The sequence below is a fragment of the Corallococcus sp. AS-1-12 genome (genome assembly GCF_020036995.1).
Classification (GTDB): domain Bacteria; phylum Myxococcota; class Myxococcia; order Myxococcales; family Myxococcaceae; genus Corallococcus.
On the sequence record NZ_JAIQDD010000005.1, the window covers coordinates 121059 to 139324 of the forward strand.

General features: G+C 69.9%; 9 protein-coding genes. All 9 read right to left on the bottom strand.

The features are described 5' to 3' along the window. Positions 1-12: 12 nt before the first annotated feature. The 9 genes from ftsZ to ftsW all read right to left on the bottom strand — a co-directional run bounded on the left by ftsZ (position 13) and on the right by ftsW (position 18262). Entirely contained in the window at positions 13-1248 is a 1236-nt protein-coding gene (gene ftsZ / locus K8556_RS10180) for a cell division protein FtsZ (protein ID WP_223739844.1), read from the bottom strand. Between the two features lie 340 nt (positions 1249-1588). After that, on the bottom strand, positions 1589-10030 hold the full coding sequence (locus K8556_RS10185) for an Ig-like domain-containing protein (RefSeq protein WP_223739845.1): 8442 nt from the start codon (positions 10028-10030) through the stop codon (positions 1589-1591). 341 nt (positions 10031-10371) lie between these two features. Beyond that, entirely contained in the window at positions 10372-11607 is a 1236-nt protein-coding gene (gene ftsA, locus K8556_RS10190) for a cell division protein FtsA (RefSeq protein ID WP_014398878.1), read from the bottom strand. Between the two features lie 41 nt (positions 11608-11648). After that, positions 11649-12506, bottom strand: a complete 858-nt coding sequence (locus tag K8556_RS10195; RefSeq protein WP_223739846.1) for a cell division protein FtsQ/DivIB — start codon at positions 12504-12506, stop codon at positions 11649-11651. A gap of 134 nt (positions 12507-12640) precedes the next feature. Continuing rightward, a complete protein-coding gene (locus K8556_RS10200) occupies positions 12641-13597 on the bottom strand; it encodes a D-alanine--D-alanine ligase (protein ID WP_223739847.1) in 957 nt (318 codons plus the stop codon). Then, entirely contained in the window at positions 13594-14526 is a 933-nt protein-coding gene (gene murB, locus K8556_RS10205) for a UDP-N-acetylmuramate dehydrogenase (protein WP_223739848.1), read from the bottom strand. Before murB ends, K8556_RS10200 begins: the two co-directional genes overlap by 4 nt. A 3-nt stretch (positions 14527-14529) precedes the next feature. Further along, entirely contained in the window at positions 14530-15954 is a 1425-nt protein-coding gene (murC, locus tag K8556_RS10210; protein ID WP_223739849.1) for a UDP-N-acetylmuramate--L-alanine ligase, read from the bottom strand. Next, positions 15951-17102, bottom strand: a complete 1152-nt coding sequence (gene murG / locus K8556_RS10215) for an undecaprenyldiphospho-muramoylpentapeptide beta-N-acetylglucosaminyltransferase (protein WP_223739850.1) — start codon at positions 17100-17102, stop codon at positions 15951-15953. The genes murC and murG overlap by 4 nt, the downstream gene beginning before the upstream one ends. Beyond that, positions 17099-18262, bottom strand: coding sequence for a putative lipid II flippase FtsW (gene ftsW / locus K8556_RS10220; RefSeq protein ID WP_223739851.1), 1164 nt, complete (start codon positions 18260-18262; stop codon positions 17099-17101). The genes murG and ftsW overlap by 4 nt, the downstream gene beginning before the upstream one ends. Positions 18263-18266 lie beyond the last annotated feature (4 nt).

The window sequence follows — 18266 nt, forward strand, 5'->3', positions numbered from 1 at the left end:
GCCGCTGCCTGCTTACGGCAGCTCCGTCTGGCCCTGGCGGCGCAGGAACGTGGGGATGTCGAACTGATCCTCGTCCAGGGGCAGCGCCGCGTCCTTCACCACGGCCGTGCGCGCGCTCTGCATGGACGACTTGGGCGCCTCCACCGTGGACATGGTCGGACGCGGCGTGCTCTTCGCGGGCACCAGGCTGGCCACCTCCTCACGCGTCGAGGACAGCACGGACGGCGGCGTGGAGGGACGGCCCACCAGCGGCACCTGCACCACCTGCGGCATGGAGCGCACCTTGGGCGCGTCCCGGTGCACGAAGCCCGTGGCGATGATGGTGATCTTCACCTCGTCCTGGATCTGCTCGTCGATGAGCGACCCGAAGATGATCTCCGCCTCGCCGTCCGCCGCGTCGTGCACCAGCGTCAGCGCCTCGTTGACCTCCTGCAGGGTCATGTCGCGGCCGCCGGTGATGTTGATGAGCAGGCCGGTGGCGCCGTCGATGGAGACGTCCTCCAGCAGCGGGCTGGAGATGGCCTGCTGCATGGCGGTGATGGCGCGGCGGTCGCCACAGGCGTGGCCCGTGCCCATGAGCGCCAGGCCCTTGTCGCTCATGATGGTCTTCACATCCGCGAAGTCCACGTTGATGTAGCCGTGGTACTGGATGAGGTCGCTGATGCCCTGCACGGCGTTGAGCAGGACCTCGTCGGCGCGCTTGAAGGTCTCCAAGAGCGGCATGGGCTCATTGGAGAGCGACAGCAGGCGCTGGTTGGGGATGGTGATGAGCGTGTCCACCGCGGCCTTGAGCTCCACGATGCCCTGCTCGGCCTGCTTGCGGCGCTTGTTGCCTTCGAAGAGGAAGGGCTTGGTGACGACGCCCACCGTGAGGCAGCCCAGGCTCTTGGCGATGTCCGCGATGATGGGCGCGGCGCCCGTGCCGGTGCCACCGCCCATACCGGCGGTGACGAAGACCATGTCGGCGCCTTCCAGCACCGCGGCGATCTGATCGCGCGACTCCAGGGCGGCCTCGCGGCCCATCTCCGGGTTGGCGCCGGCGCCCAGACCCTTGGTGAGCGCCTGGCCCAACTGCAGCCGGGTGGGCGCCTTGCTCGCGGCGAGCGCCTGGACATCGGTGTTGGCGGCGATGAAGTCGACGCGGTCCAGCTTCGACAGAATCATCGTGTTGACCGCGTTGCAGCCCGCCCCGCCCGCGCCCACGACACGAATCTTCGCGGCCTGCTTGTTCTGCTCGAACTGGTCCATGTCGTCCTCGTGGCGGAAGCACCGCGGCGCCGTCCGCGGAAACACCCACCCTCGACAATCATCAGGAAGTCGGGCGCTTTGGCAAGTATTCCGCTACCAGCCTGTAGCGCCCTGCTGCGCGACCGAGTCCTGACGCCCACTTACGCGAATGGCATCAGCGGCCATGCGGACATCGCGCGCGCGTAAACACCCTCTTGACTCGCGTCCGGTGACTCACCGTGACCCGTTGTGCGCGCCCTCCGCGCACACCTGACGTGACAGGACGGGGCGCGGATGACGAAGAGGCCCGGCTCCCTCGGGGGGAACCGGGCCTCGCGTGTTTCATTCCGGGCGTGAAGCGCTACGGGGTGGGCTTCTCCACTTCCACCTTGCCCAGCTTCACGATGTTGAACTCCACGCGGCGGTTGTTCTCACGGCCCGCGGCGGTCTTGTTGGTGTCCACCGGCTTCGACTCACCGAAGCCCTCGGAGTCCAGGCGCTCGGCGGCGATGCCCTCGTTGACGAGGAACGTCTTCACGCTGGCGGCGCGGCGCTTGGACAGGTCCAGGTTGGCGGCGTCGTTGCCCTGGCTGTCCGTGTGGCCCTCGATGCGCAGCAGCTCCACCTGCGGGTTGGCGCGCAGCACGGCGGCCACCTGCTTCAGGATGGGGAACGAGCGCGGCAGGATGACGTCCTTGTTCGTGGCGAAGTAGACCTTCTCCAGGATGAAGATGCGCTCGCCCTCGACGAGCACCTTCACCTTGCCCTTGTCCGGGCAGCCGTCCTCGTCCTCCACGCCGTTGATGGTCTCCGGCTCCAGCGGGCACTTGTCCGCCGTGTCGGGGATGCCGTCCTTGTCGTTGTCCGGATCCGGGCAGCCGTCCTGGTCCTGGAAGTCGTCCATGTCCTCGGGCGCGTTGGGGCACTTGTCGTCCGGGTCCAGGATGCCGTCGCCGTCGCTGTCCACCGGCGCGGGCGGAGGCGGCGCCACGGGCTGCGTGTCCGGGCAGCCGTCGGTGTCCTCGAAGCCGTTCACCGTCTCCGGCTCGTTGGGGCATTTGTCCTCCGTGTCCATGATGCCGTCGCCGTCGTTGTCCGGGTCCGCGCAGCCGTCCTGGTCCTGGAAGCCGTCGAAGTCCTCGGGGCCCTCCGGGCACACCGGCCGGGGCGGCTCCGCGGCGCGCTCCGGGGCGGTGTAGGCCACGGACGCGAGCACGCGGAAGGTCGGCGTGCCGTAGCCGTGCGTGAGGCCCGGGCCCGCGCCCACCTGCGCGGACAGGCCGGTCGGCGCGCGGTACTTCAGGGCCGCGAGCAGCTCCAGGGGACGCTCCTCCTCGTTCTGCTGCTTGAAGCCCATGGCGCCCACCAGCGACGCCTGGGCGGCCAGCGGCGAATTCCCCAGCGGGACCTCCGCGCCCACCCCGTACGCCAGCGCGCTGCCGACGTTCAGGTTGCGAAGCTGCTCCGCCTTGCGGAGGTCCACGCCCACGTTGGCGAGGAGGCGGAAGCGCTTGCCGTACTCCGCCACCACGCGCGGGTTGACGGACACGCCCGACCCGCCGAGGAAGTCCGACGCACCGCCCGTGGGCAGCGAGATGGGCAGCACCACGGACACGCCGTAGTCGTCACCGTCCAGCAGCCGCGCCTTCGGGATGAGGCGCAGGTCGCCGATGCCGCCCCCACTCACCCCGTTGGCGAAGGAGGAGTCCACGGCCGGCGAGGCCTCCGAGCCCTGGATGGTGATGGGCAGCACCACGCCGATTTCGAACCGGTCGAAGAGGCCGACGGCGCCCATCAGGTCGAAGCCCACCTGGCTCTTCACCAGGGAGGTGACGTACGTGTCCGAGCGGGGGTCGAAGAAGTTGAGCGGCTTGTCGGCGTAGTTGACCGACAGCCCCACGTTCCACCCCAGGTGCCGCTGCACCTTCGCGCCGTGCACCGCGAGCACGTCCGCGACGCCCGGGCCCGGCTTGTACTGCTGCACGTCGATGGCCTGCGACACGGCGGTGGCCTGCGCGTGAGCGGAGCCGCTCGCGAACAGCGCCGTGATGAACACGGCCAGCGCCCCACCCGCGCGCGCCAGGAGGTCCCCGGCGCGGCGGAAGCGGCGGCCCACCAGGGGCAGCGCCAGCAGCATCAGCGCGAAGGGCGCCAGCGAACCGGAGCCGCCCGTGCTGCAGCCGTGGCCCACCACCAGGAAGTCATCGTTGGCGTCGAGCGGATCCGAGCCGCCCTTCACCTCCGTGCCGTCGTCGATGCCGCCCTGGTCGGTGTCCTTCATGTTCGGATCCGTCTCGGTGGCGTCACGGCGGCCGTCGTGGTTGGCGTCCTCCTCGCCGTCCTTCAGGCCGTCGCCGTCCGTGTCCGGGTTCTTCGGGTCCGTCTTCGTCGAGGGGTCCGCGTCCGGCTTGAAGTTCGGGGACGACGTGTCGGTGCCCGCCGGAGCGGTCTCCGCCGTGACGCCCAGCTCCGTGCCGTCGTTGATGCCGTCGTTGTCGCTGTCCGGGTCGAGCGCGTCGATGGTGCCGTCGCCGTCCGTGTCGGTAATCCCGTCGATGCCGTCCGGCACGCCGTCGTCATCCGAGTCGGAGTCGAACGGATCCATCCCGAGCTCCAGCTCCGTGGCGTTGTCGACGCCGTCGCCGTCCGCGTCCTGGTCGTCCGCCGGGTTGAGCGGGTCGGACTCCTGCACGTCCACGCGGCCGTTGTGGTTGCGGTCCTCGACGCCGTCGAGCACGTCGCCCTTGTCGGTGTCGGGGTCGAGCGGGTTCGTCTTGGTGTCGGGGTCCTGGTCCGCCTTGAACGTCGCCGGGTCGGTGTCCTGGCCCTGGGGCTGGGTGAGGCCCAGCTCCAGGCCGTCCGTCAGGCCGTCACCGTCCGTGTCGAGCTTGTTCGGGTCCGTCTCGGTCGGGTCCACCTTGCCGTCGTGGTTGGCGTCCTCGTTGCCGTCGGTGAGGCCGTCGTCGTCCGTGTCGTCGTCCAGGGGGTTGGTCTTCGTCGACGGGTCCTTGTCCGCCACGAACTTGGACGGGTCGGTGCCGGTGCCCTGGGGCTCGGTGAGGCCCAGCTCCACGCCGTCGGTCAGGCCGTCGCCGTCGGTGTCGATGATCTTCGGGTCGGTCTCGTCGGCGTCGACGACGCCGTCGTGGTCCTTGTCCTCGTTGCCGTCGAGGATGCCGTCGTCATCCGAGTCGCTGTCGAGCGGATCCGTCCCGCCCACCTTGACCTCGATGCCGTCGGGGATGCCGTCGCCGTCGGTGTCCGGGTTGTTCGGGTCGGTGCCCGCGAGGATCTCCTCGTCGTCCGGCAGACCGTCGTTGTCCGAGTCCACCTTGCCCGACGTGTTGACGGTGAAGGTGGTGGTCGCGGTCGTGCTGTTCGTGCCCGCGCCGTTCGTGGACACCGCCGTGACGGTGTACGTGCCATCCGCCAGCGGGCCGGGCAGCGCCTGGCTCCAGTTGCCGGAGGCGTTCACCGCGATGGGGCCGTAGTTGGTGCCATTGAACGTCACCGTCACGGACGTGGCGTTCGCGGACGTGCCCGTGACCGTCACGTTGGGGTTGGTCAGCGTGGAGCCGTTGGCCGGCGTGGTGATGGCCACCGTCGGGGCGGCCGTGTTCACCGTGAAGGTGGAGGTCGCGGTCGTGCTGGTGTTGCCCACCGCGTCCACCGCCACCGCCGTCACCGTGAACGTGCCGTTGGCCAGCGGGCCGGGCAGCGCCTGGCTCCAGTTGCCGGAGGCATCCACGGGGATGGGGCCGTAGTCCGTGCCCTGGAAGGACACGGTCACGCTCGTCGCCCCGCCCGCGGTCGTACCGGTGACCGTGACGTTGGCGCCCACCGTGGAGCCGTTGGCCGGGGTGGTGATGGCCACCGTCGGGGCGGCCGTGTCCACCGTGAAGGTGGAGCTGTCGGGCGTGCTCTCGTTGCCGGCCGCGTCCGTGGACACCGCGGTCACGGTGTACGTGCCATCCGTCAGCGGACCGGGCAGCGCCTGGCTCCAGTTGCCGGAGCCATCCACGGGGATGGGGCCGTAGTCATTGCCCTGGAAGGACAGCGTCACGGAGGTGGCGCCCACGGAGGTGCCGGTGACGGTCACCGTGCCGGAGGCCACCGTCGTGGCGTCCACCGGCGCGGTGATTTCGACTTCCGGAGCCGTCAGGTCAACCGTGAAGGTGGTGTTGGCAGCCGTGCTCTTGTTGCCCGCCGCGTCCGTGGACGTCGCGGTGAGGGTGATGGAGCCCTCGGGCAGGGTCACGGGCAGCGCGTAGGTCCAGTTGCCCGCGCCATCCACGGGGATGGGACCGTAGTCCGTGCCGTTGTAGCTCAGCGTCACGGACGTCGCGCCCGTGGACGTGCCCGTCACCGTCACGTTGGGGGTGTTGGTCGTCGAGCCGTCCGCCGGGGTGCTGATGGCGACGGTCGGCGGAGTCAGGTCCACCGTGAAGGTGGAGGTCGCGGTCGCGCTGGGGGTGCCCGCGCCGTTCGTGGACACCGCGGTCACGGTGTACGTGGCCTCGGCCAGGGGGCCGGGCAGCGCGTAGCTCCAGGTGCCGTCACCATTCACGGTGATGGGGCCATAGCTGGCGCCATCGAAGGTGAGCGTCACGGAGGTCGCGTTGGTCGTCGTGCCGGTGACCGTCACCGAGCCGGTGTTCACCGAGGTGTTGTTGGCCGGCGTGGTGATGGCGACCGTGGGGACGGTCAGGTCCACCGTGAAGGTGGAGGTCGCGGGCGTGCTGGTGTTGCCGGCCGCGTCCGTGGACACCGCGGTCACGGTGTTCGGGCCTTCCGGCAGGGTCACGGGCAGCGCGTAGGTCCAGTTGCCGGAGCCATCCACGGGGATGGGGCCGTAGTTGGTGCCGCCGTAGGTCAGCGTCACGGACGTCGCGCCCGTGGCGGTACCGGTCACCGTCACCGTGTCGGTGCCCATGACGGAGCCGTCGGCCGGCGAGCTGATGGCCACCGTCGGCGCGGTCAGGTCCACCGTGAACGTGGAGCTGTCCGGCGTGCTGGTGTTGCCCGCCGCGTCCGTGGCCGTCGCGGTCACGGTGTACGTGTCCTCGGCCAGGGGGCCGGGCAGCGCGTAGCTCCAGGTGCCGTCACCATTCACGGTGATGGGGCCGTAGCTGGCGCCGTCGAAGGTGAGCGTCACGAACGATGCGCCCACGGACGTGCCGGTCACCGTCACGTTGGGGGTGTTGAGGATCGCGCCGTCCGCCGGGGTGCTGATGGCCACCGTCGGAGGCGTCTGGTCCACCGTGAAGGTGGTGGTCGCGGTCGTGCTGTTCGTGCCCTGGGCGTTCGTGGACACGGCGGTCACGGTGTACGTGCCATCCGCCAGCGGACCGGGCAGCGCCTGGCTCCAGTTACCGCCGGTCACCGTGATGGGACCGTAGTTCGTGCCCTGGAACGTCAGGGTCACCGTGGTCGCGTTCGCGGCCGTACCGGTCACCGTCACGTTCGGGTTGGTCACCGTGGAGCCGTTGGCCGGGGTGCTGATGGCCACCGTCGGCGCGGGCACCGCGACCGTGAAGGTGGAGGTCGCCGTGGTGCTGTTGGTCGTGCCGTTCGTGGACACCGCGGTCACGGTGTACGTGCCATTGGCCAGCGGGCCCGGCAGCGCCACGCTCCAGTTGCCGCCCGTCACGGTGGCCGGGTAGTTCGTGCCCTGGAAGGTCACGGTCACGTTGGTCGCGTTCGCGGCCGTGCCCGTCACCGTCACGTTGGGGTTGGTCGTCGTCGAGCCGTTGGCCGGGGTGGTGATCGCTACCGTCGGACCCGCCACCGTGAAGGTGGAGGTCGCGGTCGTGCTGTTCGTGCCATACGCGTTCGTGGACACGGCGGTCACGGTGTACGTGCCATTGGCCAGCGGGCCGGGCAGCGCCTGGCTCCAGTTGCCACCCGTCACCGTGATGGGACCGTAGTTCGTGCCCTGGAAGGTGACCGTCACCGTGGTCGCGTTCGCGGCCGTACCGGTCACCGTCACGTTCGGGTTCGACGCCGTCGAGCCGTTGGCCGGGGTGGTGATGGCCACCGTCGGCGCGGGCACCGCGACCGTGAAGGTGGACGAGGCCGTGGTGCTGTTGGTCGTGCCGTTCGAGGACACGGCCGTCACGGTGTACGTGCCATTGGCCAGCGGGCCCGGCAGGGCCACGGACCAGGAACCGCCCGTCACGGTGGCCGGGTAGTTCGTGCCCTGGAAGGTCACGGTCACGTTGGTCGCGTTCGCGGCCGTACCGGTCACCGTCACGTTGGGGTTGGTCGTCGTCGAGCCGTTGGCCGGGGTGGTGATCGCCACCGTCGGACCCGCCACCGTGAAGGTGGAGGTCGCCGTGGTGCTGTTGGTCGTCCCGTTCGTGGACACCGCCGACACGTTGTACGTCCCGTTGGGCAGCGGGCTCGGGGAGAGCACCTGGCTCCATGCCCCGCCGGTCACCGCGATGGGGCCGTAGTTCGTCCCGTTGACCGTGAGCGTGACAGAGGTGGCGTTCGCGGCCGTACCGGTCACCGTCACGCTGTTCGGGTTCGTCACAGTGGAGCCGTTCGCCGGGGTGACGATGGCCACCGTCGGCCCGGCCACCGTGAAGGCGGAGGTCGCCGTGGTGCTGTTGGTCGTGCCGTTGGTGGAGACCGCGGTCACGGTGTAGTTGCCGTTGGCCAGCGGGCCCGGCAGGGCCACGCTCCAGTTACCGCTCGTCACCGTCGCCGGGTAGTTCGTGCCCTGGAAGGTCACGGTCACGTTGGTCGCGTTCGCGGCCGTGCCCGTCACCGTCACGTTGGGGTTCGTCACCGTCGAGCCGCTCGCCGGCGTGGTGATGGCCACCGTCGGCGCTGCCACCGTGAAGGTGGAGGTCGCCGTGGTGCTGTTGACTGTGCCGTTCGTGGACACCGCGGACACGTTGTAGGTGCCGTTGGGCAGCGGGCTCGGGCTGAGCACCTGGCTCCATGCGCCGCCGGTCACCGGGATGGGGCCGTAGTTCGTCCCGTTGACGGTGAGCGTGACGGAGGTGGCGTTGGCCGCCGTACCCGACACCGTCACGTTGGTGGGGTTGGTCACCGTGGCGCCGTTGGCCGGCGCGGTGATGGCCACCGTCGGCGTCGCGGGGGCGGTGACGGTGAAGGTGTTGGTGTTGCTCGGGGCGCTCTCGACGCCGCTGGTCACCGTGACCGCGTAGACGGTGTGCGCGGCCACGCTCAGGGGCACCGTCGGCGTGAAGCTGAAGTTGCCCGCCGCGTCGGACGTCACCGTCGTGGCCTGGGGCTGACCGTCGATGTAGATGCGGACCGTCTGGTTCGGGCCCGGCGTCGTGCCCGTGATGGGGGGCGTGGGGTTCGACGTGGACGAACCATTGGCAGGGGTCAGCACGGTGGGAGCCGGGCCCATGGTGATGACACCCGGGTTGCCCGGCGCCGAGCCGTAGGTCGCACCATCCGGAGCGGTCAGCGTGGGCTGGATGCCCGCCGCGCCGCCCGAGACCGACGCGGGGCAGGCGTAGGAGCTGGCCTGCAGGTGGATGTAACCACCGCCACCGCCACCACCCGTGCCGTGCGGCGAATCCAAGAAGGTGCTGTTGCCGCCGTTTCCACCCTTCGCGGACAGCGCGCCGGTACCGCTACACGCCAGGGCGCCCGTGAACCGCAGGGAGAGGGTACCGCCCGCGCCACCACCACCCGCCGCGTCGTTCTGGGAGTCCGCCGCGGAGACGCCGTCCGCCGTGATGCTGCCTGTTCCCGCAAGCGCCGCGCCGCGCACGAAGACGACACCGCCCGCGTTTCCGCCGCCGGAGCCAGTATCGTCATTGCCGTGACCCGAGCCACCGCCGCCGCCGAACAGGACGCGAGCCGCCGGGCTGAACAGCATCTGGCCACCGGGGAGGCCGCCCACCGGACGCGCCGGAGCGGTGTCACCGGTCCACGTCCGACCGCCGATCCCCCCCGCGCCGCCGTTGCCACCACCACCACCACCGGAGTTGTGGCAGATGCCGCCACCCCCCGCGTTGAGGATGTTGCCCCGGCCCGAGATTGGCGCGGTCTGCAAGAACACCGTGGGCGGCTTGTAGCGGGCAGGCACAAGCCCCTCGCCCTTCATGGCGCCGCCATTGGGTTGCGACAGGTCATACGCGTTCGCGGCGCAGTTATCTCCGCTGCTGTTGAAGTAATCCGCGCCGCGGAACCCCGCGCCCGTGGCGGAGATGGCGCCGTTGTTCGTCACCGTCCCCGTGGCGAAGAAGGCGACGACGCCACCCACCGTGTCGTTGATGTCGGCGCTGGACCACGGACGGGCGACGATGCTCGCGCCCGCGTTGATGGTCACGTTCGTGTACTCCGGCACCCGGATGGCCTGCGCCGAGGTGCGGATGGCCGTCGCGCTCGTGCCTCCCGTGAACGCCGCCGTGAGCGGCGTGCCCGTGAAGGTCAGGCGCGTGCCCGTCAGCGCCGTCACCCGCACGAACTGCCAGTTGCCCACCGCGTTCGCGTTGAAGTCGAACGGGCCCGTCGCACCGGAGGTGACCGCGCCCGTGAAGCCGGTGGACTGGTAGATCATCACCAGGTCGCCCACGGCGAAGCCCGTCGTGTCCGTGACGTTCACGAACGTCTGGCCAACGGGAGCACCCGCCGTCAGCCGCGCGTACGTGTTGACGACCGTGTTGGGCGTGTTGACCGTCAGCGCACCGCTGTGGCCATCGCCCAGGCCAATGATGTCGGGTTCAGCGGAGGCGGGCGACGCCAACAGCACGGTACACAGCAGGGCCAACAGGCCCGCAGCCGAGCGGCGAAGTCCCGTGAGGGACGTCAGCAACCGCGAAGTCTTTTGTGGAGTCATAAGTTCAGAGGCTCACCAGGAGCGGAGAAATCCATTCCGGGAGCGATGGGCTCCCCCTAGCAAGCGGAGCGCCATCCTCTGTCGAATTCCCAATCCGTCCAAATCCTGGAACTTGCACGGCCGGTCGCCCGTGCCCAAGGCGGCCGTCCGGAAGTCGGATCCAGATTCCGGATTCTGGAAGACCCTCCGCGTCCTGGACAGACGCGTCAGCGTCCTCCTCTGACACGTCAATCCAGTCCCCGGACACAGGCTCCAGAAACGCGAAAAGGCCCCCGGAGGGGCCCTTGGCTCAGCGCGTCACGGTTCCGGAAACCGGACTAGAAGATCTCTTCCAGCCACTCGCGCATCCGGCCCTTCACCTTCTTGTAGACGTTGCCGTCCTCGCGGATGCGGAACATGCGGCGGTCCATGTGCTTGGCGCCGTAGACGACCAGGCCCACGCCCGTGGCGTACATGGGGCTCTTCACCACGTCCACCAGGCCGCCGATGCCGCGCGGCATGCCCCGGCGCACCGGCAGTCCCAGCACCTCTTCCGCCAGCTCCGGCATGCCCGCGAGCAGCGTGGAGCCACCCGTGATGACGATGCCGGACGCGAGCAGGTCCTCGTAGCCGCACTTCTGGATCTCCCGGTGCACGAGCTGGAAGATCTCCTCCACGCGCGGCTCCAGGATCTCCGAGAGGATCTGCCGGCCCAGGACGCGCGGCTGACGGCCGCCCACGCTGGGCACTTCAATCGTCTCGTCCTTGTTGATCATGGACGCGAGCGCGCAGCCGTACTTCTGCTTGATGCGCTCGGCCTCGTGCGCGGGGGTGCGCAGGCCGATGGCGATGTCGCTCGTCAGGTTGTTGCCGCCCAGGGCAATCACGGCCGTGTGGACGATGGAGCCGCCGGAGAAGATGGCGATGTCCGTGGTGCCGCCGCCGATGTCGACGAGGCACACGCCCAGCTCCTTCTCGTCCTCGCTCAGCACGGCTTCGGCGGAGGCCAGCGGCTGGAGCACGATGTCGGAGACGTTCAGGCCCGTGCGGTTGGCGCACTTGACGATGTTCTGCGCGCTGGAGACGGCGCCCGTGACGATGTGCACCTTGGCCTCCAGGCGCACGCCGGCCATGCCCAGGGGCTCCTTGATGCCGCCCTGGTCGTCGATGATGAACTCCTGCGGCAGGACGTGGATGACCTCCCGGTCCAACGGGATGGCCACCGCCTTCGCCGCGTCGATGACGCGCGCGATGTCCGCGTCGCGGACCTCCTTGTCCTTCACCGCGACGATGCCCTGGGAGTTGAAGCCCTTGATGTGGCCGCCGGCGATCCCCGTGTAGACGTGGGAGATCTCCGCCCCGGCCATCAGCTCGGCTTCCTCCACGGCGCGCCGGATGGACGACACCGTGGCCTCGATGTTGACCACGACGCCCTTGCGCAACCCCTTCGACGGATGCGTACCGATACCGATGATGTCGATACCGCTATCGGTCAGCTCGCCGACGATGGCGCAGATCTTCGTCGTGCCGATGTCGAGGCCGACGATGATCTCCCCCGACTTCTGCTTCGCCATGACTCCTCCCAGGCTCCCTCACTTTCGTGAAGGAAGCATCCTCACTGCGTCGAGCCCCCGCTCCTCTCGGAGTCGGACCCACTCGAAAGCCTCACCGCCACCCAACCCGGTCGGGCACGGTTATCCAGGCGAATGATCGCGGCTGCAAGCCCCCTTGTGCTGAGCTCGCGACGAACGCGCGCCAGCCGCTGGAGCTTGACTTCCGTGTCGCCAGCACCGAGGCGCACCTCCTGCCCCGTCGCCGTCACCAGCGCAAGCCCGGTGTTCTCCAGGCGCACCTCGGACAGCCGGTCGGATCGCCCCGGCGACAGCCGCGCATAAGCACGGGTTACATCCAGCGCCTCGCGGAACTTCGAACGCACCGCGTCCGGGTCCGCCACGTACGCGTCGCGCTCCACGCCGGTGACGAGCGGCAGGTCCAGCCCGTCCCCCGGGGTGACGCGCTTGAAGGGCTCGCCCTCCTCGTCCAGCACGTAGAGGTCGCCCAGCACCGCCAGCGCCGCGGGTGCGTGCTCCGTCACCTCCACGGACACCCCGCGCGGAAACCGCCGCGTCACCTCCACCGTGCGCACCCAGGGGTGCTGCCCCATGGCCCGGGCCAGCGCGGCCGGGTCCAGCGTCCACAGGTTCTGCCCCGCCGTGAGGCCGGACAGCTTCAGGAGCTCCGGGCGCGACGCGCGCTCCAGGCCGGTGAAGTTCACCGACTCCAGCGCGAAGCGCGGCGACACCACCGCCCACGCACGCAGCTCGATGGAACCCCAGATGAGCCCCGCCGTCGCCACCGCCAGCCCCAGCGCCTTCGCCACCGACGGCCCGTGCGAACGGACCGCGCCCTTCACCGCGTCATTGCGCGGTGCGGCGTCCAGGCGGCGGCGGTTCTTGGATTTTCCGAAGGCCATGACTAGGGAGGCGCATGCTGCGTGCGGACGTCGAACCACGCCAGTTTTTGGCTACAGGCACGTCGCTGTAGCGGCACGGGGGGACACGCCGGCCTCACAAGAGGCCGGAACTCCAGGAAAGAACGCGCAGCGGCTCAGGCCTTGAGTGAAGCGCCCTGGAGCAGCCGCTCACAGAGGGCCGGGAAGTCGATGCCCCGCCCCGCCGCGATTTTGGGCAGGAGGCTGGAGGCCGTCATTCCGGGCAGCGTGTTGATTTCCAGCAGGAACACGTCGCCACTGTCCGTGACGATGACGTCCGAGCGCGAGCCGCCGGAGCACCCCAGCGCCTTGTGGGCGCCCAGGGAGACCTCGTTGACGCGCGCGTACAGGTCCGGGGGCAGCGGCGCGGGGAAGAGATACTGAGTACCGCTGCCGGCCTTGTACTTGGCCTCGTAGTCGTAGAACTCGCGGGCGGCCTTCACTTCGATGACGCCCAGGGCCTCGTTGTCCAGCACGCCGCCCTGGACCTCCCGGCCCTTGATGAACTGCTCCACCAGGAGCGTGCCCGCGTACTTCGCGGCGTCCTGGACGGCGGCGGTGTACTCCTCGCGCGTCTTGCAGATGTGCACGCCCACGCTGCTGCCCTCGCGGCTGGGCTTCACCACCACCGGGAAGGGGAACGGCAGCCGGTCCGCCTCCGCGAGCGCTCCTTCCGCCGAGTCGAAGGCGCGGTAGGGCGGCGTGGGGATGCCGCGCGCGACGAAGATCTCCTTCGCGTACACCTTGTCCATGCCCACGGCGGACGCCATCACGCCGCTGCCGGTGTAGGGGATGAACATGGCCTCCAGGAGGCCCTGGATGCAGCCGTCCTCGCCGAAGCGGCCGTGCAACGCGAGCCACGCCACGTCCACCTTCTCCGCGACGAGGCGCGCGGGCAGGTCCTTGCCCACGTCGATTTCCACCACGTCGTAGCCCAGCCCCTTGAGGGCGCCGGCGACCGCGGCGCCCGTGCGCAGGGACACCTCTCGCTCGCTGGAGAGGCCGCCGTACAGCACGCCGACGCGCTTCGCCTTCAACTCGGCGGGGGTGAAGCCTCGGGGACCGATGGTCATGGCAGGAAGACTCCGACGAATTTGACTTCGGGGTGCATGACGACGCCGGAGGCTTCCCTCACCCGCTCTTGCATCAGGGTGATGAGGCCCCGCACGTCGCGAGCGGCCGCGCCGCCCAGGTTGACGATCCAGTTCGCGTGCAGGGGGGACACCTGCGCGCGCCCCAGGGTGTGCCCCTTCAGGCCCACGAGTTCAATGAGCCGCCCGGCGTGGTCGCCCGGCGGGTTGGTGAACACGCTGCCGAAGTTGGGCTGACTCAAGGGCTGCGTGCGCTTCCTGTAGCCCAGGTCCGCGTCCATGGCCGCCTTGCTGGCCGCGACATCGCCCTTGGGAAGATGGAAGCGCACGCGGGTGACGATACCTCCCGCGGGCAGCGTGGCGTGACGGTAGGTGTGGGGCACCTGCGCTTTCGTCAGCCACCCCACGCCGTCCGCGGTGGCGACTTCAATGGCCTCCACCACCCGGAAGCACTCGCCGTTCTTGGTGCCGGCGTTCATGGTGACGGCGCCGCCCAGGGTGCCGGGGATGCCCGCGAGGAACTCCGCGCCCACCAGGCCCTGCGCGCGCATCACGTTGACCAGCCGGGCGATGGCCGCGCCCGTGCCCAGCGTCACCCGGCCGTCGTCCGGGCCCACGTCCAGGGCCTCCGGGAACAAATCCGGGGGCAGCTTCACGGTGAGCCCCGGCACGCCGCCGTCCCCCACCAGCGTGTTGGCCCCGCCGCCCAGCACCGTCACGGGGATGCCCTCGTCGCGGGCCAGGCGCAGCAGGTCCACCAGCGCGTCCGGAGAGCGCGGGCGCACCAGCGCCTCCGCGGGGCCGCCCACGCGCACGCTGATGAGCGGCGCCAGGGGCTCGCCCGGCTTGACGTCCAGGCCCGGCAGCCGCGCCACGCGCGCCGCGAGCGGTGTCACCTGCCCCGGCTGCATCCCCTACCCGCCCTTCGCCGCGCCCATCAGGTTCAGCAGGTCCGGGCCCACCTGGGTGATGTCGCCCGCGCCCAGCGTGAGCACCAGGTCGCCCTCGCGCACGCGCTCGTGGAGCGCCTTCGCCACGTCCGCGCGCTTCTCCACGAAGGTCACGTCGCGGTGGCCGTGCGCGCGGATGGCCTCCGCCAGCGCGTCGCCGGTGGCGCCGGGGATGGGCTCCTCGCCCGCCGCGTAGACGCTGGTGACGAAGAGCACGTCCGCGTCGTTGAACGCGGTGGCGAACTCCTTCATCAGGTCGTGCGTGCGCGTGTAGCGGTGCGGCTGGAAGGCGGCCACCACCCGGCGGCCGAAGGCGCGGCGCGCGCCGGACAGCGTGGCCATGACCTCCGTGGGGTGGTGCCCGTAGTCGTCCACCACGGTGACGCCGCCCACCTCGCCGCGCACGGTGAAGCGGCGCTGTACGCCTCCGAACTCCGCCAGCGCGGAGCGCACCGTCTCCAGCGGGATGTCCATCTCCTCCGCGATGGCCACCACCGCCAGCGCGTTGAAGGCGTTGTGCGCGCCCACCATGCGCACGCGGAACTCGCCCAGGTCTTCATCCCGGCGGAAGGCGCGGAAGGTGGTGGTGAAGCCGTCCAGCGCGATGCCCTCCAGCCGGTAGTCCGCCATGTGCGAGCTGCCGTAGGTGACGAAGCGCTTCTCGATGCGCGGCAGGAGCGCCTGGACGTTGGGGTTGTCCAGGCACAACACGTTGAGGCCGTAGAAGGGCACGCGGTTGCAGAACTCCACGAAGGCGGACTGGAGCGTCTCCAGGTCGCCGTAGTGGTCCATGTGCTCCGGGTCGATGTTGGTGACGACCGCGATGGACGGGTGCAGCTTGAGGAAGCTGCCGTCGGACTCGTCCGCCTCCACCACCATCAGCTCGCTCTTGCCCAGCTTGGCGTTGGAGTCGAGCACGTTCACCTTGCCGCCCACCACCGCCGTGGGGTCCAGGCCCGCCGCGGACAGCACCGTGGCCACCATGGACGTCGTCGTCGTCTTGCCGTGGCTGCCGGCGACGGCGACCGCGTACTTCAGGCGCATCAGCTCCGCGAGCATCTCCGCGCGGGGGATGACGGGAATCTTGCGCTGGCGCGCCGTCACCACCTCCGGGTTGTCCTTGCGCACCGCGGAGGAGATGACGACCACGTCCGCGTGCACCAGGTTGGAGGCGCGGTGGCCCTCGTAGAGCGTGGCGCCCAGCTTCGCCAGGCGGCGGGTGATGTCGCTCTCGCGCAGGTCCGAGCCGGAGACGCGGTAGCCCAGGTTGAGCAGCACCTCCGCGATGCCGCTCATGCCGATGCCGCCCACGCCCACGAAGTGCACGTGCGCCGCGTGGCGCGTCTTGAAGAGGCTGCCGGGCTTGTTGCTGACGGTCTTGCTGCTCATGCCTTGCTCCCGGGTGCCTTCTTCACGTCCTTCTGTCCGCGGTCGCGTCCGCCCGGGCCCCAGGCCTGGGTGGTGAGGTCCACGCACACGTCCGCCAGCTCCTTCGCGGCGGCGGGGCGGCCGAGGATGCCCGCCTTCTTCGCCATCTGCTTGAGCTTCGCGGGGTCCGTCATCAGGCCGCGCAGCGTTTCCGCCAGCTTCTGCCCGGTGAGCTCCGACTCGCGGAACATGATGGCCGCGCCCGCGTCCACCAGCGCGCGGGCGTTCACCTCCTGGTGGTTGTCCGTGGCGTGCGGGAAGGGCACCAGGATGCTGGCCTTCTTGCACACCGTCAGCTCCGCCAGCGACGTGGCGCCCGCGCGGCAGATGACCAGGTCCGCCTTCGCGTAGGCGGAGGACATGTCGTCGATGAACTCCACCACCTGCGCCACGTCCGCGAAGCCCTTGTCCGCGTAGCCCTTCTTCACGGTCTCCAGGTCCAGCTTCCCCGTCTGGTGCACGATGGAGAGCTGGTCCTTCACGTCGCCCAGCGAGTCCAGCGCCTCCAGCACGCGGGTGTTGAGGCCGCGCGCGCCCAGGCTGCCGCCGAAGATGAGGACGGAGAACTTCTCGTGCGCGGCGCTGCTGCGCAGGTAGTTGTCCATCAGCTTCTTGCGGATGGGGTTGCCAATCATCTGCACCTTCGCTTCGGGGAAGAACGCGCGCGCTTCCTCGAAGGCGGTGAAGACGACCTTCACGATGCGGCCCAGCACCTTGTTGGTGAGGCCGGGCAGCGCGTTCTGCTCCTGGATGGCGGTGGGGATGCCCATCAGCCACGCGGCCAGCACCACCGGCCCGCTCGCGTAGCCGCCCACGCCCACCACCACGTCCGGCTTCTGGCGCGACAGGATGCGGAACGACGCGAGGAACGCCAGGGGCAGCGCGAGCAGCCCCTTGATGAGGCCCAGGAGCCCCTTGCCCTTGAGCCCCTGCACCTTCACCAGCTCCAGCGGGTAGCCCTCCTTGGGCACCACGCGCGCCTCCAGGCCCTTCTCCGTGCCCACGAACACCACTTCGTTGGCCGGGTGGCGCGTGACGACCTCCTCCGCCAGCGCGATGCCCGGGAACAGATGGCCGCCGGTGCCGCCGCCCGCGATGAGCACCTTCACGCCGTCACCTCCCGCAGGTCCGTGGTGCCCGTGCGCACCGGCCGCGTCGCGCCCTGCGTGTTCGCGCTGAGCGACAGGAGCACGCCCGCGGAGCCCATCAGCACCACCAGCGACGTGCCGCCGTAGGACACGAACGGCAGCGTCAGGCCCTTCGTGGGCAACAGGCCCATGGCCACGCACATGTTCACCGTGGCCTGGAACGCGATGATGGAGCTGATGCCCAGGCCCAGGTACGTGCCGAAGGTCTCCCCCGCCGCCAGGGCCGCGCGGATGCCGCGCCACAGGACGATGGCGTACAGCACCACCAGGAGCCCCACGCCGATGAGCCCCAGCTCCTCACCGAGGATGGAGAAGATGAAGTCCGTGTGCGCCTCCGGCAGGAAGAACAGCTTCTGCCGGCCGTCCCCCAGCCCCAGGCCGGTGATGCCGCCCGAGCCGATGGACATCAGCGACTCCGCCACCTGGTAGCCCACGTCGTGCCGGTGGGCCCACGGGTCCAGGAACGCGAGGATGCGCTTCATGCGGTAGGGGCTGGTCGCGATGGCGACGAAGGCCAGGGGCAGCGCGAGCAGCACGGAGCCCACCAGGTACGACAGCTTCGTGCCCGCCGCGAACAGCAGCACGAAGAGCATGAACACCAGCAGCACGCTGCTGCCGAAGTCCGGCTGGAGCATGCACAGCAGCACCAGGATGCCGCACAGGGCCAGGTGCGGCAGGAAGCCGATGGAGAACGTGGCCACCTTCTCCCGCTTCTTCGCCAGCGAATAGGACAGGTAGACGAGCCACGCGAACTTGGCGATCTCCGCCGGCTGGAGGCTGAAGCCCGGCAGGCGGATCCACCGCCGCGCGCCGCCCGCCGTGGTGCCGATGCCGGGGATGGCCACGGCGATGAGCAGCACGATGGCGATGAGCAGGAGCGGGTACGCCAGCCGCGCCAGCTTCCGCCACCCCAGCTTCATGGCCACCGCCATGGCCACGAGGCCCAGGCCCGCGGCGGACACCTGGCGCTTGAGGAAGTAGAGGCTGTCACCCAGCTTGTCCTGCGCGAGCACCGCGCTGGCCGAGTACGTCATCACCAGGCCCAGCGCCACCAGCGCCAGCACCGCGCACAGCAGGATCGGATCGAACCGCACGGGGGCGGCCGGAGGAGAGGTCTTCATCACG